This window comes from Pantoea sp. PNA 14-12 (genome assembly GCF_004364735.1).
Classification (GTDB): domain Bacteria; phylum Pseudomonadota; class Gammaproteobacteria; order Enterobacterales; family Enterobacteriaceae; genus Pantoea; species Pantoea stewartii.
This window is the reverse complement of the sequence record NZ_SOAJ01000004.1, coordinates 302,282-322,472: the sequence shown is the minus strand read 5'-3', so window position 1 is coordinate 322,472 and position 20,191 is coordinate 302,282. Positions and strand designations below refer to the sequence as shown.

Genomic DNA, 20,191 nt, shown 5'->3' with positions numbered 1-20,191 from the left:
TAAGGACGCGGCCATGCTGACTGCTGAAATGACTGGGCGTTTAAACGACCAGCTGAACCTGGAATTTTTCTCCGCGAATCTCTATTTACAGATGAGTGCGTGGTGCAGCGATAAAGGCTATGAGGGCGCAGCGTCCTTCCTGAAAATGCACTCACGTGAAGAAATGGAACACATGCAGCGCCTGTTTAACTATCTGAGCGATACCGGTGCGATGCCGGTGCTGGGTACCATCGCAGCCCCGCCTGTTGCCTACAATTCACTGAACGAAGTGCTGATTCAGGCGCTGGATCATGAAAAGCTGATCACCAGTAAGATTAACGAGCTGGCCCATGCGGCAATGACCACCCAGGACTATTCGACCTTCAACTTCCTGCAATGGTACGTTGCGGAACAGCATGAAGAAGAGAAGCTGTTTAAAACCGTACTGGACAAACTGGCGATGGTCGGCGAAGGCGGCAATGGCCTGTTCCTGGTAGATAAAGACCTGGGACGCATGAGCACTGAAACGCACTCAGCCTGAATACAAACCGGCCCACGCAGGTGGGCCGGTGGTTATCGTAACGAACCCTACCGGTCTGACACGTTACGGCTTATGCCAGCCGATAGCATGACGTCATTTCACCGTTGATCCACAACGTACGTTTCTCACCCGGCGGTAAGATAACCGTCATTTCCCGCCATGCTGGCAGATAATCCCCGCGCTTCCCGACCGTCAGATCCAGCCGCGACGCGCTACTGGTCAACGTCCAGCTCAGCCAGAGTGCATTGCCCTGGCGCCAGCCGTGCGACTCGCCGTCATCGTCAAACAGCTCACCGTGGGTCGTGGCGTTGCCCGGCGCAGGCCATACCTGCAGTTCACGCACGTTGTCACGTTGCGCATCGGTGGTGGTTTCACACTGGCCAAGCGGAAGCGCGGCACCTGCGCGCACCAGCAGCGGCAGGCGATCCAGCGGTGCATCCAGCGTAACTGTTTGTCCGCCCGCCAGCCAGTTGCCGTTATGCCAGTCATACCAGCCGTGTGGATTCTCGGGCAGATATACGGATCGGGTACGCGCGCCCTGCTCCACAACGCTGGCGACCAGCAGGTCGCGTCCCAGCATAAAGTCATCGCACTCATCATAGGTCCGTGCATCGTTCTCATGGTCCAGGAAAGTCGGACGCAGCATCGGTTCATCGTGCGCGCTGGCCTGCCATGCCAGCGTATACAGATACGGCATCAGCCGGTAACGCAGGCGAATCGCCTCGCGAATCATTGGCGTGGCTTCCGGATACATCCACGGCTCATTCACGGTGTGATCGTCATTCCATGAGTGAATGGTAAAACGCGGATGCATAACACCATTCTGAACCCAGCGCACAAACAGCTCCGGATCCGGTTTATCCCCGGCAAAGCCGCCGACATCGTGCCCCACGTTAAACAATCCTGACAGGCTCATCCCCAGTCCCATGCGGATGTTGTAGCGCAGGGTCTGCCAGTTGGTCCGGTTATCCCCGCTCCAGGTCTGCACATAGCGTTGCATACCGGCACAACCCGAACGGGAAATCAGGTACGGGCGTTTTTCCGGGGCAAAACGCTGTTGGGCTTCCAGCGAGGCGCGCATCATCAGCAACGGCATGACCGGACGAATATGCTTAATGGCAATCGGCTGGCCGAAGCCATGACAACGCGCTTCGCCGTCCCAGACTTCATATTCATTGTTGTCGTTCCAGGTCGCGTCGATGCCTTTTTTCAGCAACTGCTCCGTGACGTTTTCCTGCCACCACGCCACCGTTTTGGGATGGGTGAAATCCAGATGCGAACCTTCGTCGTCCCAGAACACGGAGCGTTCTGGCTGATCCTGCTCAGAATCACGGATAAACAGTCCCTGAGCCGCCACCTCGTCATAGCGCGGATGATCCTGTAACAGACAGGGTTTGATATTGGCTGCCAGCTTCATCCCGGCATAATGGAACGCGGCGGTCATCGCCTCGGGATTGGGCACTTTGTCGTAGTTCCAGTTAAAGACATAGCGCTTGTTATTAATTGAGGTATAACCGGATGACAGCTGGAACGAATCACAGGGGATCTCATGCTCACGGCACAGCTGGATGAAGGAGAGCAGCTGGTGTTGCGCATCCGGCGCATCGGTGTAGTGCATGGTGGATCCGCTGTAGCCCAGGCTCCATTTCGGCTGAAAGAGCGTTCGGCCCGTCAGGCGCACAAACGCCTTGGTCACATCCAGCAGCGTCGGCCCCAGCATCATGTAGTAATCCAGATCGCCCGCCTCTGCACGATAGCGGCGATAAGGCAGATGGTAGTTATCCAGCTCATTGCCCAGATCGAGCCAGCTACTGGAAAGATTATCGTAAAACAGCCCAAAACTGACGCCGTCGCGCTGGGTCAGCGTGAAGGGAATATGTTTATAGAGCGGATCGGTGCTGGCCGCGTTATAGCCCATCGCATCCAGATTACGCATCTCATAGCGGCGATTAACCCGGTTAAGATCCCCGCTCTTTTCGCCCAGGCCATACACCCGATCCTGCGGCTGACGGCGCTGGTAATGTTCAACGCCATCGCCATGCATGTTCAGCAGATAAGCCCCGGTATGACGATCGGCCGCCAGCGGCTGCCACTCGGTACCATCGAAATGCTCCCAGCTAAGGTACAACGGCGAATGCACCGTCACGCGCAGCCGGTCGGTGGCCAGGCGAACAAACTGCGCCCCCTGTTCAAAGGTGAATGCGGGCAACGAAAAGCCTTCCAGCGATTCCCGATCGCGCCCCTGCCAGGGCACGTCATCCTGAGGCGCAATGCTCCAGGTCCGGTTTAATGCCAGCTCCCCATCGCGTTTCAATAACACGCGCATCAGCCCGCTTTCCAATACGTAAATACGTAAAAAGTGACGCTGCTCGGTTTTCAGTTCGACGAAGTGCGCTGCCTGCTGATGGAGCGTCCATGTCTTAAGCGTTTTCATCAGGTTACCCTCAATTTTTAGCAATATTCTGGCGGCGTTCGGCGATAAACATCACCAGGAAAACCGCGCCAATCAGGTCAAAGAAACCCATGGCAATAAACAGGGGATTGAAGCCAATCGTGTCGGCGGTGACGCCGATAATCAGCGAGAAGATAAAGCTGGCGATCCAGGCGCAGGATCCGCGCATGCCGTTGACTGTCGCCATCTGGCGGCGATCAAAACGCTCTACCACCAGCGCACTCAACATGCAGGAGATCACCTGATGACCGAAGCCACCAATGGAGATCAGCGCGATGGCCAGGTAGGGATCTTTAACCAGCGTCATTAACGCCAGCGAGATCATCAGCACCGCACCGGTGATCGAACTGGCAACGATCGAGTTCACCCGGGTGCAGCCAAACCAGCGCACATAAATTTTGGTCAGATAACCACTGGCCACGCTGCCAATATCTGCCGCCAGGAAGGGCAGCCAGGCAAACATCACGATCTGTTTCAGATCCATGCCGCGTTCATTGGCGAGGTAGAGCGGCACCCAAAAGCTCAGCACGGCCCAGGCGGGTTCGGCTAAAAAGGCCGGAATGGCAATGCCATAGAATTTCTTTTCTTTGCCGATGACTTTCAGCGCGGTAAAGAACGGTAACTTTTCACCGATGACTTCCTTGTCCTGCGTAATAAAATCCCGCTCTTCATCCGACAAACGAGGATGGCGTTCCGGTGAGTGATAACCCCACCACCAGAGCGTGACCCAGATAAGGCCAAGGCCGCCGGTCAGCAGGAACGCGCCCTGCCAGCCAAAGGAGATATGGGCGACATAGATGATGGGCGGTGCCAGCATCGCGCCAATAGAGAACCCCACGCCCGCCCAGCCTGCCGCAACCGGACGTTCCTTTTTCGGAAACCACTCGCCGATGGCCTTGGCGTTGGCCGGCGTCGCCGCCGCTTCGGAGGCACCCATCACAAAGCGCAGCAGCGCCAGATGCAGCCAGCTTCCCGCCCCGGCGTGCAGCAGGCAGGTGATCGACCAGATGACGGCGCAAATCAGAAAGCCCATCTTCAGACCGATGACATCGATTAACCAACCGCACACGGGCTGAAACAACGTGTAGGCCAGCTGGAAGGCGGCAACGACCCAGGAATATTGCTCGGTGCTCATATTCAGGGTGTTTTTCAGTTCAGGGGCCAGAATGCCCAGGGAGTTTCGGGTGATGTAGTTCACCGTCACGCCAAGCAGAAACATGCCCAGCATCCACCAGCGCAGATTTTTTATGATCCGCAGCGGGCGCGATGCGCTGCGGGCAGAGGTTGAGTCGAGACTCATGATGACGCTCCTGTAGCCAGTGATTATCACGTTGCCGTGAACAAACTTCTCTCTGCCCCGACCTTAAAAAAGCGCAAAACGTGGGTACAGCCAATTTTTTGCAACTCTTTTCATGGCAAGCTTGCAGCACAACAAAAATGTCCGTTCACACCAGAAAGGACACGATTCAGCACTTTATGAAAAATTTTTCATTTGCAGACTTGAGGGCGATCACAGAATGAAACAAAGCTTAAAAGTGAGCGAAATTGCCGCCCTGAGCGGTGTGTCGGTGAGCACGGTTTCACGCGTTCTGGCCGGCAAAGCCAACATTCGCCCTGCCACGCGCGACAAGGTACTGCGTATTGCCCAACAGCAAGGTGTGCTGGACAACCTGCACCATGGCCGGCTGCTGCTTAATGACCTGATCGTGTTTGCGCCGCCGCGTGCCTTCGATATCCGTACGGATATTTTCTATTACAAGGTGATCCAGGGGATCAGCGAAGCCGTGAAACCGCACGATGTCCGGGTGCGCTACTGCCCGCTGGAAGAAGTCGACAGCGATGCGGCACTGTTTATCGATAAGATGCAGCAGACCGAAGCTGCGCTGGTGATTGGTATTGATGATGAACATATCCATCAGCTGGCCGCTGAAATGCACAAGCCCTGCGTGCTGATTAATGCCCGCGACCGCCGGATGCGCCTGCCGTCGGTCTCCCCCGATCATCATTTGATTGGCGAGTTCTCAGCACGCTATCTGTTTGAACAGGGCCACCGGCAAATCCTGTCGCTGCACTGCCTGCGCCGCTACACGATGGAGCAGCGGCTACAAGGCGTCCGTGATGCCTGGCATGCCATGAATCTGCGCTTCGACAGTCGTCAGCATCTGCTAACGCTGAACAGCTTTAGCAGCAATGACGCCCGCGACCGGCTGAGCGACTACCTGCGCCATTGCCCTCAGGCGCAGCGGCCCACGGCCATTCTGGCCAGCGGCGATTATATTGCCGCCGGGGCGGTTCAGGCGTTACAGCAGGCGGGCCTGCGGGTGCCGGAGGATGTGTCGGTGATGAGCATGGATGGTTTTAACCTGGCGACCGTTCAGGAGATTCCCTTAACCTCAGTACAGGTGCCACGCGATGAGCTGGGCGAAGCCGCGGTGAGAATTCTTCAGTCGCTCCGGTTAGATCCGGATCTTCCTCCGGGTAACCTGCTGCTGAACGGCAAACTGGTGGTGCGCGATTCGGTACGCCGCATCCGGGATAATCCGGGCCATGCGCCGGTCCAGCAGTACGGGCTTTACAGTTGAAGCCGTTTGCTAAAGCGTCAGACAAAACTCTCCCAGCGGGATGACAGCGTGAAGTGACGCTGCCAGCACAGCGTGCTACCCGCACGGGCCATCAACTGCTGACACTGTTCGGGTGCGACAAAGGCGGGGATCACCTGCTCGGCTCCGCAGTGTTTTATCAGGGCCAGTTGATCGTCCAGCGGCGGATGAACGTTCCAGGGCAGCCACTGCGCCAGCCCGTTTTGCAGCATCTCAAAGGCTCGTGTCCCGCGGGCGACGTGGCTACTAAAAATCAGGGTAAACTCAGGGCAGTGGCTCAGCGTGGCCGCCAGACCGCTGTCGGCGACCGCATCGGCAGCCACGATTACGCTGTCAGGTTGCCAGCGTGCCGGTGTCGGCTCGCGCAGCAGCGGCAGTAACGCCAGCGCCGTGGCGGCCGGTAACGTTTTTTGCGCCAGCAACTGGGAGACTTCCTCGCGCACCTGCGGACACAGCCTGACCGGTAATCCCTGGCTGCGCAGTCGCAGGGCCATCTCTGGCCCTCTGCCATGTAACGGTGCCGTGACCACCGCCCCGTGTCGGGCCGCCTGCACCAGCGCGTCGACCTGTTGATGCAGACGCTGATGACGGTCGCCGTAGGACGCATCGGTAATCAGCCAGCGCGCCCGTGGTGGGCGGTCAAACGGTAACAATAATGACTCGCGGCTCCAGTCACCCATATAGGTGATGCCGCCAGCGACAGGCAGATGAAGCCACACGGATCCCGGTGAATGTCCGCTCCGGCCGGTAAACAGATTCAGTGGCCCTACGGCGCACTGGCCCTGTAAAGGCAGCGCATGTCGGCAGCGCGCAGGCACCGGACCGTCGCCCAACTGCTGCCAGGTGATGTCCGTCGCGTAAACCGGTGGCGAGCCCAGTTGCTGCCAGCTGTCCAGCGCCCCGGTATGATCGCGATGAGAATGGGTCAGGCAGATCGCATCAACCTGACCGATGGCGGCCAGATCGGGTCTGACGCCCGGCTCTGGCCCGGCTCCCAGGTCCCACAGCAGACGATAGCCCTGAATCTCCAGCAGGAACGCCGCGGGCAATTTGCCGCCCACCCCGCTTACAACGGTCAGGCTTGCCATGGCAATGTACCCTGTGGCAGACGACGCGTTAAACGCGTCGCCAGCAGCATTAAGGTCAGAACCACCAGTATCATCAGGCAACCCACCGCCGCCGCCAGCGGGGCAGATCCGCCTTCATCAAGAAAGATAATCGTGGGACCGAGGGTTTGCGTTTCCGATGTCACCAGCAGAACCGATACCTGAATTTCGTTTAACGCGGTAAGAAACACCAACAGACCGCCTGCCAGTGCGGAGGGTGCGGCCAGCGGCAGTAAGATATCGCGCATACGGCGCATCAGTCCTGCGCCACACAGACGGGCGGCTTCATCAAGCGCAGGTTCGATTTGCGCGAAGCCAGCCAGCACAGGCCGCAACACCAGCGCCAGAAAGTTGGACAGATAGGCGGCCAGAATGATCCAGACCGTGCCATAAATCGACACGTCCAGCAGCGGAAGCGGCGGCAGAAAAAACAGGATTGCCGCCACGCCGGTGACAATACCAGGCAGCGCATAGGTCAGCTCGCTGGCGAACCACAGGCCGCGAACCAGTCGGGTACGCTGCCAGCTCAGAAAAAAAGCCAGAAACAGCGCCATGGCGGTCAGGATCAGCGTCGCCAGCCCGGTCAGCCACAGGCTGGTTGCAAAAGCATGGCGGATGGCGGGATAGCCCCACAGCGCCTGAAAAAAGTTTTCCAGCGTCAGGGTTTGCCACGTCAGAGCCTGTCCAAAACCCCGCGTCAACGCGCTGGTCAGCAACGCACTGACGGGCAGGATAAGCGTTGCGACCATCCACAGCCAGGCCAGAATTTCTGTCGGCAAACGTGCGCCCTGTAGCGGTTGTCGCCACGCCTGCGGGGATCCACTGACGCGGACATCGCGCCGTCCGCCCAGCCAGCCGCTCAGCAACATGCCCGACAGGCTAATCAGCGCCATCAGCAACGAATAGACAGCCGTGTCCGGCAACGCACCCGGACCTGTCGCGTTAAGCTGTTGATAGACGAGGGTGATAAGCGTCGGCAGGCGCGCCGGAATGCCCAGCATGGCCTGAATACCAAAATTGCCGACGGCCGCGACAAAGGCCAGCGCGGCGCCGGCAAACAGGGCCGGACGCGCCAGCGGCAAAATGATGGTGCGAAGAATCTGCCCATGTGACGCGCCACTGATACGCGCCGCTTCCACCAGTTCGGCGGGTAAACGCCGCAGACCGGCCCGTACCGTCAGAAACACCAGCGGCGCGCTGTGCAGGCCCAGCAGCAGTACGATGCCGCCCCATGAAAAGAGCGGCTGATCGCCTGGCGCGAACCAGGGTAAACCCAGTAACTGAAACAGTGAGGCCAGCAGGCTACCCGGTGCCAGCGCCTGCAGCCAGGCCAGCGCGGTCACCTGGGGCGGAATCATCAAGGGCAGAATAAACGCAAAAACCCAGGCTGCTTTGGCGCGCATATCGCTGAGCGCGACCAGCCAGGCAGCGAGCGTGCCCAGCAGCAGCGACAACAGTGTGGCACAAAGCCCGATACTCAAGGTATTGAGCGTTGCACTGAGGACCCGCCGACTGACCAGCAACTGCGCCAGCCGCGTCAGATCGGGGACGCCCTGCGGCGCTACCGCCGTCCAGATAAGCCGGGCAAAAGGCGCCACCGACAGCAGCCCAATCATCAACACCAGCACGCCCAGCACCCACGGCTCGGCGCGAAAACGCCCGCGTGTAAGATGCCAGCAGCGAGGCTGACTGTCGTGACTCAGCACGCTCATGCTCAGCCTCCGAACAGTGCGGTAAACTGCGCCCGCACCTGCGCATCATCTGCGACCGCCTTTTCCACGTCCGGCGTCAGCAGTTTGATCTGCGCAACCGGAACAAAGCCTTCCGGCGCGGCTACGCGATCGTCAACCGGCCGGTTGCCCTGATCGGCCACCAGTTTCTGGCCCTGCTCTGACAGTAAAAAATTCACAAAGGCTTTCGCAGCGGGCAGGTTGTGGACGGATTTCATAATGGCAACCGGTTCGGTGACGTAAGACACGCCCTCTTTGGGATACACCAGATCGATCGGCGATCCTTGCTTTTTCGCCCGGATAATATCGGCATCGGTGATCACGCCATATTTATCCATCCCGCTCGCCACGGCTTTCAGTGCTGGCCCGTTGCCTCCCTGCGGCGCGATGCCCAGCGCCGCCAGCTGTTTATAGAAGTTCCAGCCGATGTCAGGCGTGGCGATGTCGGTATGCAGTTTGTACAAGGCCGCCCCGGAATAGAGCGGACTCGGCATCGCGATTTGCCCTTTGTTATCGGCGTTGAGCAATGCGTTCCAGCTGTTGACCGGTTTGGCCCGTTGCGTGTTGTAGGCAATGACCGTGGCAATGATCTTGGTGCCAAAAAAGGTCTTGTCACGATCGTAGAAGGACGGCTTCAGGTGTGCAACGGGGGCGTCCTGATAGGCATAGAGCTGCTGCTCTTTCTTCAGCGCGCCGAGATTAATGGCATCCGCAACCAGCAGCACATCAGGCTTGACTCTGCCGCTCATCATTTCCGTATGCAGCACGTTCATTAACTGCGTGGTGCCGTTGCGCGTCCACTCCACCTGAATATCGGGATAGGCCGCTTTGAACGCATCCATCGTTTGCTGTGCAATTTCCGGTGCCTGTGAGGTGTACACCACCAGTTTACCGGTGGGCTGGTCTGCCGCCTGCGCCAGCGCTGAGCCTGCCAGCAATACGGTAAACAGCAGCGAGGTCACCGAAGTGAAAATAGCCTTTTTCATACTGTCTGAAGTCCTTTATGCGGGGAGAATCCAGCCGTCAGTCACGATAATGCCGACGGTATCGTCAACCGTAAGCGCAGAAACGTCGTCGAGGGCCAGGGTGAAAGACACATCAGGCGCTGCCGAGGGGGACAGATGGACGTCGTAATGACCGCCACGGTAGACCAGACGTGTGATCTGCGCGGCAAAATGCCCGGTTTCGCCCTGGGCCAGGCGGAAACTGGCGCGATGGAAACTGGCTTTGCCATAAGGTAAGGCTGTCTGCTGCGCGGCACAACGCAGCCGTAGTCGCGTACCGCAGAGCATGACCGATGCCACGCCCTGTCCCAGGGGTTCAATATCCTGTACCGGTAGCACACGTCCTTCATCGATAAAGGTGGCAACCATCTCGTTGGCCGGTTCGCGCCACAAGGTTTGTGGCGAGGCAAACTGCATCACCTGACCCCCCTCCATCACCACAATACGATCGGCCAGTGCCATGGCCTCACGCTGATCGTGGGTGATGTAAATCAGCGTCGCGCCGCTGTGACGATGAAAACGGCGAAATTCGTCTTCCATCGCCGCGCGCAGATGTACGTCAAGGTTAGCCAGAGGTTCATCAAGCAGCACCAGCAGTGGCCTGGCCACCAGACAACGCGCCAGCGCCACGCGCTGACGCTGGCCCCCGGAGAGATCGGCCGGGTGCCGATCGGCAAACGCCAGCAGATCGACCAGCGTCAAGGCCTGCCGGATGCGATCCGCCCGTTCAGTTCGGTTTACGCCGGTGACTTTCAGGCTGTAGCCCACGTTTTCGGCCACCGTCATGTGCGGCCACAGCGCGTAGTTTTGAAACACCACGCCAAGATCGCGACGTTCCGGAGGCAGGTGAAAATCCGGAGCAGCAAACACGGTGTCGTCCACCCGAATCTCGCCGCGATCCAGCGTTTCGAATCCGGCGATCAGGCGTAGCAAGGTTGTCTTGCCGCAGCCGGACGGACCCAGCACGGCGACAAATTCGCCCTGCTGGATCTTCAGCGTTACGTCATGGATAACCGGCTGCGCCGCGAAGGCCTTATGCAGCCCGGTGAGAGAGAGTGCGGCCATATCTACTGTGCCTTTGCCATAAACGTCCTGCGTTAAACGTTACGACACGTTGATGACAGCACCGTGACATCCCGCTACTTCGGCAGATGCACCGCCACGTAACGTTCATAGCGCGACGGCTTGATTTTGGTGAGATCCGCCAGCACCAGCCCATCAATACAGTTGTTAAAATCGGGATCGCTTCCGAAATCAATAAACTGCACGCCGCCCGGCTCGTACACTTCGCAGTACTGTTTGTACAGGGTCGGAATCGCGGCGCCAAGGTTACTGAGCAGTTGTTTCAGCCGCTGCAGATCCTCTTTGTAATCATTACCGCTGAACTGTGCCAGCACGTCAGGCAGCGAGGCCGGATACGGGCAGCGTGAGGTGGCCAGCGGAAAATCTGTGGGGAAGTAGATGCGGTAGAACGCCACCAGCAAATCACGCGCCGCCAGCGGCATGGTGCCTGAAATCGAGACCGGCCCGAACAGATAGCGTACTTCGGGATATTTGGCGACATAGGCACCAATGCCGAGCCAGAGGTAATCCAGTCCACGTTTGCCCCAATAGGCTGGCTGAATAAAGCTACGGCCCAGCTCGATGCCCTGGCGCAGGATCGGGATCATCCGTTCATCGTAATGGAACAGGCTGTGGCTGTAGAGACCTTCCATTCCGCGCCGTTCCAGTTGTTCGCCACCCGGAATAAACCGGTAGGCACCGACGATTTCCAGTTCGGCGTCATCCCACAGAATCAGGTGATAATAGTCATCATCGTAGCTGTCCAGGTCACGACGACGTCCGCTGCCCTCGCCCACGGCGCGAAACGCAATTTCACGCAACCGGCCCAGCTCGCGCAGGATTGGCACCCAGGTTGCGCCGTTGCGTCGCCACAGATAGATCTGCTTACCGTCGGTGGTCGTTCCCAGCAGCTCGCTTTGCAGTAGCGCTTTCTTCAGTTCAGCGCGGTCTTCCGCCAGGGCGATAGCGGATTCGGTCTGGAACAGCCCCTTTTTCCCCTGCCCCAGGCGATAGACATGTTTACGCACACGTTTGGCCAGCTCTTTGCCTGGCGTATGACCGTCGTGCCAGTGCGCGAACGGAATCTGTGCCCCAATGCGCAGTTTGATGCGCATGCCGCGCTGTTTAAACATTTCACGCACCAGCATCAGCATCGCCACCGGTGGGGCGACTTTGGCGGTGGTGTAAAACAGGGAGCTGTTACGCCCTTCAACGTGCACCGGTACCAGCGGTGCGCGGGCTTTCGCGGCAAGGCGCAGGAAGCTGTGATGCCATTCACGGTCGCGAACGCCCGCGCTGGTGAGACGGGAAACTTCCCCAGCAGGGAAAATAATCAGTACGCCCTGATTATTGAGGTGCTGCTGCATGTGTTGCAGCTGCTGGCGGCTGGTACGGTTACCGATGTTGTCGACAGGCAACATCAGACTGTTGAGCGGCTCCAGTAACATAATCAACCGGTTTGCCACGATTTTGACATCACGGCGCACCTGAGAGATCGCATGCAGGAGTGCCATGCCATCAATCGTGCCCAGCGGATGGTTCGCCACCACCACGACCGGGCCGCGCGGCGGAATTTGTTCCAGATCGCGCTCGCTGAGTTCGCAGCGTACATCAAGGTGTTCCAGTACCTGCTCCACCATATCCAGCCCTTTCAGGTGCGGATAGCGCGCGGCAAAGCGCTGGAATTCATCTTCACGCAACACCCACTTCAGCATCCGTTTCTGCCAGTTGGCAGGACGCTGGTTAGGCCAGAAACTCTCAATAACCTGATCGACTGAAAACATAGTTAACCTTTCGTGCCTGTCCCAGAGATACAGCGAAAGTAAGTCGCGATGTTTGCACTTTTATGAATCGGGACAAATCGAAGGGCAAAATTGTCAGCACAGTCTGCTGAGAACGCATGGAAACACGGATTTTATTTACTAAAAACAGCAGGTTAATAAAGACAATTTCGCCAGAGCGAAACGCGGCGTAAAGGGGGAAAAGTCGGCTATGACGTGGCAGTCACTTGCCCTTGCCGGGAGAAACAAGGGGCGGTTGCGCGGCGTAAAAAACGGCAGCGCAACCGTGCAGCGGGTCCCTGCCTTACTGCTGGTGCATGATGGTGGCAACGGGATTCCAGATCTCCGTCATCGCCCCGGCTTTGCCTGTGAAGGGATCGCGTGTTGGCAGGGGCACTTTTTTCACTTTTTCCTGCGACAGTTTGAGCAGGCCGATTTCGTCGCGCAGAATCTCGGGCTTCAGGCCCTCGGGATACGCGCCCACGGCCACGAAGTCTTCGCTGGCCGACACCTGACGGTGCCCAACGCCCGCAGGAATCAGGACGGCATCGCCCGCCCGCAGGGTAATCATACGGCCGCTGTCCCCACCAAACAGCACTTCAGCCCAGCCTTCCGCCACACCCAGCAGCTCATGCGTGTTGGGATGATAGTGCATGTAGGGGAAGATCTGATCGCGCCAGTCCGAAGGCCAGCCATTTTTTTCAAACGTCGTCTCAAACCAGCGCGCGATGTCCTCTTCCTCTTCAGGCACAACGCGCGGCCAGATGATGAGCGGCAACGGATTATTGGGCACGCCAGCAGACGGGCTGGCGAACATCAAATGTTGCGGGTTATTCGATGCACCGGCTGAAAATGTCCCTGCGGCGAAAGACATCAGCAACATCAGACTGGAAGTTTGGGCAGTCATACAATGTCTCCTTTTTTCTATAGTGTGACAAAGGTCGCAGGTGATGTAATGTGCGCCATGCATCACAATTTACACAATCATCCAAACTCGCTAACCAAAGCCAAATTAATTGTTAACAATTCCACCTTAAGTCGGTAAGGCTTTGTATCGTGGTAGGATTAATCTGTAAAACGCGCAACACAATGCGCCCGTCGCTGAGCAGGCCGGGAAAACCTGCCAGGGCAACCGGCCATGCAGCCTGTTTATATCAGGAAGGGATGAGCGAAAACAGGCTGACCGCGCAGCCTTCTTCTGTCAGATGAGACGGGATTATTCGCCCGTGCTGGCGCTGGACTGTCAGGGCCTGTGAGGGAAAATCCGCCTGCAGGCCCTGAATCAGTACACAATACCGGGTGGGTTAATCGTGGAATGGGTGATCGCCTCATCCTGCTCACCCCAGCGTTGCAAAACCTGCTGATATTGTCCGCCTGCAATCGTGCCATCGAGTGCAGTTTGCAGCGCCGCCGCCAGGCCATTACCCTTTTTTGTGGTGACGGCAACCCAGGCGCGAAACGGCCCCTGGCCCACCAGTTTCGTCTGGCCCCGTGAGGCGACTTTCCAGGCCGCCACAGAATGTGGACCAAACATCACATCGGCCCGCCCAGATAGCAGATACAGCGTGGCTGAAGCATCATCGGTCAGATAAATCGGCGTAACCGGCGGTAAGCCCTTCGCCCGATTCTGTGCGTCCCAGTTCAGCAGTATGCGTTCCTGATTGGTCCCCGAGGCCACGATGATACGTTTGCCTGCCACGTCCGCCGGTGAGGTGATCGCGCGGAGGGGACTGTCAGCTTTGACCGAAAAGGCATGGTTATCGGCACGATAGGTCGCGAAATCAAATTTCTGCTTTCGCTCTTCGGTTACTGCGATGTTAAACATGGCTACGTCATAGCGGCCTGCGCGAATGCCCAGGGGCCAGTCCTCCCAGGAGGCCGGCACCAGTTTCAGTTTGAGTCCCAGGCTGTCTGCCAGCAGGCGGGCAATGTCCGGATCGCTGCCAATGCGCGTCACGTTATCCGACGCCAGCAGCGCCAGCGGCGGTGAGTGGATAGCCGAGGTGGCGACGGTCAAGGTGCCCGGCTCCACAAACGGAAAATTCGCCGGGATTTTTCTCACCGCTTCCGGGTTCACGGGCGCATGAATGGGCTGTTCATTCTGGGCGGCATCCCGTCTTTCTTCGGCGCATACCGTACCGCTCACCAACACCGCTAACAGCGTGAGAGACGCGTATTTCATATCGGCTCCTTATAATACGCGTGCCAGAAAGCGGCGGGTGCGTTCATGACGTGGATGGTTTAGCACCTGGGCACTGCTGCCCTGCTCGACAATTTTCCCGTCCACCATAAACACCACGTTGTCGGCAACTTCACGGGCAAAGCCAACCTCGTGCGTCACGATAACCAGGGTGGTGCCGGAGCGGGCCAGTTTTTTAATCACATCCAGCACCTCGCCTACCAGTTCAGGATCCAGCGCGGAAGTCGGCTCATCAAACAACATGACACGGGGTTGCAGCATCAGGGCCCGGGCAATCGCAATGCGTTGTTGCTGACCGCCCGACAGATGACGCGGCCAGGCATCCGCTTTATGGCGCAGGCCGACCGTCTCCAGTAGCTCGCCAGCCCGGATGATCGCCTCACGTTTTGAGAGCTGCCGGTGCGCTATCGGCGCTTCGATTAAATTTTCCAGCACCGTGAGATGAGGAAACAAATTGAAGTTCTGAAAAACATAGCCAACGTTGACGCGCTGGCGCAGTATCGCTCGCGCCTTCAGTTCATAGAGTGTATTTCCCCGACGCTGATAACCGATGTACTCACCGTCGATCTGAATAAAGCCTTCGTCCACGCGTTCCAGATGGTTGATGGTGCGCAGCAGGGTCGACTTTCCTGAACCGGATGGCCCCAGAATCACCGTCACAGAACCGGGTTCAAGTTCCAGCGAGACGTCGTCCAGCGCCTTGAGCTTGCCGAAATGTTTGCTGACCCCGGTAATGCTGATGGCCCCGGTACGATGCGCTACGCGGTAATCAATGGCTTCGGACATGACTGATCTCCTCAACAGGATTGAGCGGTGTGACGCGGCTGCGCCATTGTCGCCAGCGCGACGGTTGGGGTTCACGGCTGACGCTACGCGCCAGCCAGCGTTCGACGCTGTGCTGAATCAGTGACAGAACGGTGGTGATAATCAGATACCAGGCCGCACCGACCATGAGTAAGGGGATCACCTCCTGGTTGCGGTTGTAGATCATCTGAATGGTGTAAAACAGTTCCGGCATCGCCAGCACATAGACCATTGCCGTGCCCTTCGCGAGGCTGATAATTTCGTTAAAGGCCGTGGGAATAATGGCGCGTAGGGCCTGGGGCAGAATAATGCGGAAGGTGCGCCGCGTGGCAGACAGCCCGAGTGCGGAAGCCGCTTCCACCTGACCGTGATCAACGCCCAGAAAACCACCCCGGATGATCTCTGCACTGTAGGCCGCCTGGACCAGGGTCAGGCCAATGACGGCCGCCGGAAACTGCCCCAGCACGTTAATCGTCTGAAAATGGCCCCAGGACAGCGTGGTAAAAGGCACGCCAATGGACAGCGTGTCGTAGAGATAAGAGAAGTTATAGAGAATGATCAGCACCACGATAAGCGGCAGCGATCGAAACAGCCAGATGTATCCCCACGCCAGGCTGCTTAGCAGCCAGGACGACGACAGCCGCGCCAGCGCCAGTAGCCCGCCTAAAAGCAGGCTGAATACCGTGCCCAACAGCGTTAGCAGCAGCGTTTGCCCCAGACCATGCAGAATGACGGGATCAAAGAACCAGCGGGCAAACACGCCCCATTCCCAGCGTGGATTAAACGCGACCGACTGCACCACGCCTGCCAGGATAAACAGCGCGACCACCGCGCCCAGCGTGCGGGCAGGATAACGGGCAGGCACGACATGTAAATGTTGATGAGAGTTCATACTGACTCCTTAACTTGCCTGCACAACGCTGTGCACGCCAATCACTTTGATAAACCGTAAGCGGCCATCGTGCGGTGGCTGCCCGTAACGCTCCAGATCGCCACTCAGATCGAACTGCGGCTCATAGCCGTGGCCGGTATATAAGCGAACGGCCTCGGGCTGCCGGAAACCGGTAGTCAGAAACAGCCGTTGATAACCGGCGCGCAGGGCCCGTCGCTCCAGCTCTTTCAGCACCACCAGGGCTAACCCCTGTCGCCGGAGATCGCCACGCGTCCAGATTCGCTTCAGCTCTGCCGTCTGCGCGTCGTAAGGTTTGTACGCCCCCATCGCGATAATCTCCTTGTCGCGCTCCAGCACGATGAATAAGCCGTGCGGCGGCAGATACCATTCGGTTTTTTCCTGCTCCTTGTGGCGGCTGAAGTAATCGCCATAGCGGGCCGCATATTCACCAAATAAGCCGGTGAGAATGGGCTCTAACTCTGGTGCATCAGGTGACAGTTCACGGAATTGCTGTTGACTCATCGTGTGCGCCTCAGTCACCCAGACCGGGTGGATTAATTTCGGAATGGTCGATGCGTTCAACGCCTTCGCCCCAGCGATCCAGTACCTTCTGGTAAGCGCCATTTTGAATGACGCCGTTCAGCGCCGTACTGACAGGTTGCGCTAAGCCGCTGCCTTTCTTCACCGTCACGGCGATATGCGCCGCCTTGGGCCAGCCGCCATCCACACTGCCGACCAGACGAGTCTTACCGTTGAGCGCGGCTTTCCAGGCGCCAATCACGTTAGGGCCAAAATAGGCATCTGCACGTCCGGCCTGCAGCGCCAGCGTCTGTGCCGCATCGTCTTTGGTATAAATGGGTGTAAACGGTTTAAGCCCTCTGGCCTGATTTTGTTTGTCCCAGGCCAGTAAAATGGCCTCCTGATTGGTCCCGGAACCGACAATGATGCGCAGCCCGGCGATATCGTCGGCTTGAGTGAGTGATTTAATCGGGCTGCTGGTTTTTACGTAGAACCCCAGCGAATCTTTGCGGTAGGTAGCAAAATCGAATTTCGCTTTGCGCGCCTTCGTCACGGTGATGTTGGTAATGGCGGCATCATATTTTCCGGACGCCACGCCCAGCGGCCAGTCCTCCCACGAGGTGGGCACCACGTTGAGCTTTAACCCCAGGCTGTCTGCGACCAGTCGCGCGATATCGACTTCGCTCCCCAACAGCGTGGTATTGTCGTCCGAGAAAACGGTGAGCGGCGGCGAGTTCAGGGCCGCCACCGCCACCGTGAACGAACCGGGCACAGCAAAGTGATAACCGGCGGGCAACTGTGCGATGGCCTGCGCATTCTTTACGGTATGGACAGGCGTTTTATTGGCTTCAAGACTGACGCGCTGCCCATTTACCGCGACGCTGGTGCTTTCCGCATGGCTGGTAGCGCTGGCCGTCAGCAGCATCAGCGCCATCAGGATTTTTTTCTGCATAGCAAAGGTCCTTATTGCAAAGTGAACTGATTGACCGGCTTGGGCAAGGCGAAGCTGTCACGCAGTGTGCGCCCCGGATACTCACGTCTTGTCAGGCCACGCGCCTGCAAAACAGGCACCACTTCATCAACAAAGCGCTCAAACGTATCCGGCGTACCGCCATTGATGATGAAACCGTCTGCAGCCCCGCTCTCAAACCATGCCTGCAGGCCGTCGGCAACCTGCGCTGGCGTGCCATGAAACAGCGGCCGTGGCGTGGCGGCTTCCAGTGCCGCCTGGCGCAGTGAATGTCCCTGTTCACGGGCTTTGCGTTTAATTTCGTCGGTGGTGCTGCGGAAACTGTTCTGGCCAATGTCGCCAACGTCGGGGAACGGCGCATCGAGTGGATACTGGGAGAAGTCATGGTGATCGAAGAAGCGGCCGAGATAATTCAGCGCATCATCAATCGAGACCAGCGCAGCGGTAGTTTGATACTGCTGCTCCACATCCTCTGCATCGCGCCCCACAATGACGCTGACGCCCTGAAAGATATGCAAATCGTCCGGTTGCCGTCCGTTTTTCACCAGCAGCTGCTTCACATCCCGGTAAAAGGCCTGGGCTTCTTCCCGCGTCGGCTGGTGCGTAAAGATGGCATCGGCATGTCGCGCCGCCAGCTTTTTACCGTCGTCAGACGCGCCGGCCTGGAAAATGACAGGCCGTCCCTGCGGCGTGCGTGAAATATTGAGCGGCCCCTGTACCTGAAAGAAATCGCCGTGATGATGCAGTGTGTGTAGTTTGGCGGGATCGAAGAACTGGCCACTCTCTTTGTTGCGAACGAAGGCATCCTCTTCCCATGAATCCCACAGCCCTTTCACTACCTGAAGGTATTCGTCGGCAATGCGGTAACGCAAAGCGTGTTCCGGGTGCTGCTGGCGGGAAAAGTTTTTTGCCGACCCTTCGAGTGGCGAGGTGACGACGTTCCAGCCCGCGCGTCCACCGCTCAGATGATCCAGGCTGGCAAACTGGCGCGCCACGGTAAAAGGTTCGCTATAGGAAGTGGAGACCGTGCCCACCAGTCCTAAATGTTCCGTAACGCCGGCCAGCGCCGAGAGCAGCGTTAAAGGTTCAAAACGGTTCAGGAAGTGAGGAATCGATTTTTCATTGATAAACAGACCATCGGCGACAAACAGAAAGTCCAGTTTGCCCTGCTCGGCTTTACGCGCGATTTTTTTGGCATAGTCGAAGCTGATGCTGGCATCCGCCTGAGCGGCCGGGTGGCGCCAGGCGGACATGTTACCCGAGGCACCGTGCAACAGGGTACCCAGTCGAAGCTGTCTTGTGCTCATGATTACTCTCTTTTTTCTGCGTCACAATGCCAGGCGGTTGTCCGCGACAAGCCGCACAGGTCGTCAGGAAGTGGAACTTAATTCAGGGCGGGTTCACGACATCGGTCATGAAGATGGCGCAGGGCCTGCTGCGCGAGTTGAGCAAAGTAGTGGGCAGCAGGCGCGATCGACGCTTCATCGGGTGTAAAACCGGCATGGTGCAGACCAAAGTCGCTGCCGCTGCCGATGCTGACAAAGGCACCGGGCACCTGCTGCAGGTAGAAGGCAAAGTCTTCTCCCCCCAGATGCAGGTCAGCCGTCTGTACCCGATAGCCGACATCGTGCGCTACTTCGCTGGTAAACTGCGCCCACTGCGCATCATTGATCAGCACGGGCGGTCCGGCGTGCCAGCTCAGACTGGCCTGCGCGCCGCTGGCCCGGGCGATGTGCTCCACCAGCGTGCGCACACGGTCTTCCAGTTCGGCACGGCGTTGCAGGTCGTGGGTGCGGGCAGTGCCGCCAAATTCCACAGAACCCGGCAATACATTCCAGGTTTTGCCGCCATCAATACGGGTCACGCTGAGCACCAGGCTGTCGAGCGTATTGAAGCTGCGACTGGTCAGCGTCTGAAGAGCCTGAATAATCTGGCTGGCCACCACAATGGCATCCACGCCCTGCTCAGGATGCGCCGCGTGCGCGCCTTTGCCGGTAACCTGAATGACGAACTTGTCTGCATTGGCATAAAACGCACCGCTGCGCGTGGCAAAGGTGCCGCTCGGCAGGCCCGGCTCGTTATGCATGCCAAAAATTGCCTGAACGCCCTCCAGCACGCCGGCCTCAATAAACTGTCTGGCACCGCGTGCGATCTCTTCGGCGGGCTGAAATAAAATACGTACCCGTCCTGGTAGTTGATGCGCCCTTGTCTGTAGCTCAAGGGCAGCGCCCAGCATGACGGCAGTATGGAGATCGTGACCGCAGGCATGCATGACGCCGGGCTGACGGGAATGAAAACTGACGCCGCTGGCTTCATGGATTGGCAACGCGTCAATATCGGCACGCAGTGCAATCAGATTTTCACCCTGGCCGATTTCCGCCACCACGCCGGTTGCCAGTGGGTAATCCAGTAAGCGAACCCCGGCGGCCTGGAGCCACTGGCGAAGGCGCGCGGTGGTGGCCAATTCCTGACCGGAAAGTTCGGGCCAGGTATGCAGTTCACGTCGCCATTCAATTAGCTGTGCTTCGTTCAGACTCATCATGACCTCGGC

General features: G+C 58.2%; 17 protein-coding genes. 2 read left to right on the top strand and 15 right to left on the bottom strand.

All coding sequences use genetic code 11. From position 1 onward, the window contains the following. Window positions 1-13: 13 nt before the first annotated feature. Complete coding sequence (ftnA, locus tag C7434_RS15465; RefSeq protein ID WP_006117595.1) at window positions 14-520, top strand: non-heme ferritin; 507 nt, start codon at window positions 14-16, stop codon at window positions 518-520. A gap of 70 nt (window positions 521-590) precedes the next feature. On the opposite strand, the gene C7434_RS15460 is transcribed toward ftnA, so the two are convergent. Both C7434_RS15460 and C7434_RS15455 read right to left on the bottom strand, forming a co-directional pair. Further along, on the bottom strand, window positions 591-2,954 hold the full coding sequence (locus tag C7434_RS15460) for a glycoside hydrolase family 31 protein (protein ID WP_133745632.1): 2,364 nt from the start codon (window positions 2,952-2,954) through the stop codon (window positions 591-593). 10 nt (window positions 2,955-2,964) lie between these two features. Further along, window positions 2,965-4,272 carry an MFS transporter gene (locus C7434_RS15455; protein ID WP_133745631.1) on the bottom strand — a complete coding sequence of 436 codons (1,308 nt, stop codon included), beginning with the start codon at window positions 4,270-4,272 and terminating at the stop codon, window positions 2,965-2,967. Between the two features lie 217 nt (window positions 4,273-4,489). Here C7434_RS15455 and C7434_RS15450 point away from each other — a divergent pair, with 217 nt between their 5' ends. After that, on the top strand, window positions 4,490-5,554 hold the full coding sequence (locus tag C7434_RS15450) for a LacI family DNA-binding transcriptional regulator (protein WP_039342364.1): 1,065 nt from the start codon (window positions 4,490-4,492) through the stop codon (window positions 5,552-5,554). Between the two features lie 17 nt (window positions 5,555-5,571). Here the strand turns inward: C7434_RS15450 and C7434_RS15445 are convergent, their stop codons facing one another. From C7434_RS15445 to C7434_RS15385, 13 genes are all read right to left on the bottom strand, one after another. After that, a complete protein-coding gene (locus tag C7434_RS15445; RefSeq protein WP_033739751.1) occupies window positions 5,572-6,660 on the bottom strand; it encodes an MBL fold metallo-hydrolase in 1,089 nt (362 codons plus the stop codon). Continuing rightward, complete coding sequence (locus C7434_RS15440; RefSeq protein WP_033739752.1) at window positions 6,648-8,390, bottom strand: iron ABC transporter permease; 1,743 nt, start codon at window positions 8,388-8,390, stop codon at window positions 6,648-6,650. The genes C7434_RS15445 and C7434_RS15440 overlap by 13 nt, the downstream gene beginning before the upstream one ends. A gap of 2 nt (window positions 8,391-8,392) precedes the next feature. Continuing rightward, a complete protein-coding gene (locus tag C7434_RS15435) occupies window positions 8,393-9,394 on the bottom strand; it encodes an ABC transporter substrate-binding protein (RefSeq protein WP_133745630.1) in 1,002 nt (333 codons plus the stop codon). Between the two features lie 15 nt (window positions 9,395-9,409). Further along, window positions 9,410-10,477 carry an ABC transporter ATP-binding protein gene (locus C7434_RS15430; RefSeq protein WP_133745629.1) on the bottom strand — a complete coding sequence of 356 codons (1,068 nt, stop codon included), beginning with the start codon at window positions 10,475-10,477 and terminating at the stop codon, window positions 9,410-9,412. 74 nt (window positions 10,478-10,551) lie between these two features. Further along, the gene (locus tag C7434_RS15425; RefSeq protein WP_033739756.1) at window positions 10,552-12,258 is read right to left on the bottom strand and encodes a lysophospholipid acyltransferase family protein; all 1,707 of its coding nucleotides are present in this window, start codon (window positions 12,256-12,258) and stop codon (window positions 10,552-10,554) included. 301 nt (window positions 12,259-12,559) lie between these two features. Beyond that, window positions 12,560-13,162 (bottom strand): cupin domain-containing protein, encoded by a 603-nt coding sequence (locus tag C7434_RS15420; protein ID WP_033739757.1) that lies wholly within the window; start codon window positions 13,160-13,162, stop codon window positions 12,560-12,562. Window positions 13,163-13,537: 375 nt separating this feature from the next. Further along, window positions 13,538-14,437 (bottom strand): ABC transporter substrate-binding protein, encoded by a 900-nt coding sequence (locus tag C7434_RS15415; RefSeq protein ID WP_039342220.1) that lies wholly within the window; start codon window positions 14,435-14,437, stop codon window positions 13,538-13,540. A gap of 9 nt (window positions 14,438-14,446) precedes the next feature. Continuing rightward, window positions 14,447-15,241: an amino acid ABC transporter ATP-binding protein gene (locus C7434_RS15410; protein WP_133745628.1), complete on the bottom strand. Its 795-nt coding sequence runs from the start codon at window positions 15,239-15,241 to the stop codon at window positions 14,447-14,449. After that, on the bottom strand, window positions 15,225-16,151 hold the full coding sequence (locus tag C7434_RS15405; protein WP_058708812.1) for an amino acid ABC transporter permease: 927 nt from the start codon (window positions 16,149-16,151) through the stop codon (window positions 15,225-15,227). Before C7434_RS15405 ends, C7434_RS15410 begins: the two co-directional genes overlap by 17 nt. Window positions 16,152-16,160: 9 nt before the next feature. After that, window positions 16,161-16,673: a GNAT family N-acetyltransferase gene (locus tag C7434_RS15400; protein WP_006118148.1), complete on the bottom strand. Its 513-nt coding sequence runs from the start codon at window positions 16,671-16,673 to the stop codon at window positions 16,161-16,163. Window positions 16,674-16,683: 10 nt separating this feature from the next. Further along, window positions 16,684-17,622 (bottom strand): ABC transporter substrate-binding protein, encoded by a 939-nt coding sequence (locus C7434_RS15395; protein ID WP_033739762.1) that lies wholly within the window; start codon window positions 17,620-17,622, stop codon window positions 16,684-16,686. Between the two features lie 11 nt (window positions 17,623-17,633). After that, a complete protein-coding gene (locus C7434_RS15390) occupies window positions 17,634-18,947 on the bottom strand; it encodes an LLM class flavin-dependent oxidoreductase (RefSeq protein WP_033739763.1) in 1,314 nt (437 codons plus the stop codon). A 77-nt stretch (window positions 18,948-19,024) separates the two neighbouring features. Further along, a complete protein-coding gene (locus C7434_RS15385) occupies window positions 19,025-20,179 on the bottom strand; it encodes an amidohydrolase (protein WP_133745672.1) in 1,155 nt (384 codons plus the stop codon). Window positions 20,180-20,191: the final 12 nt, after the last annotated feature.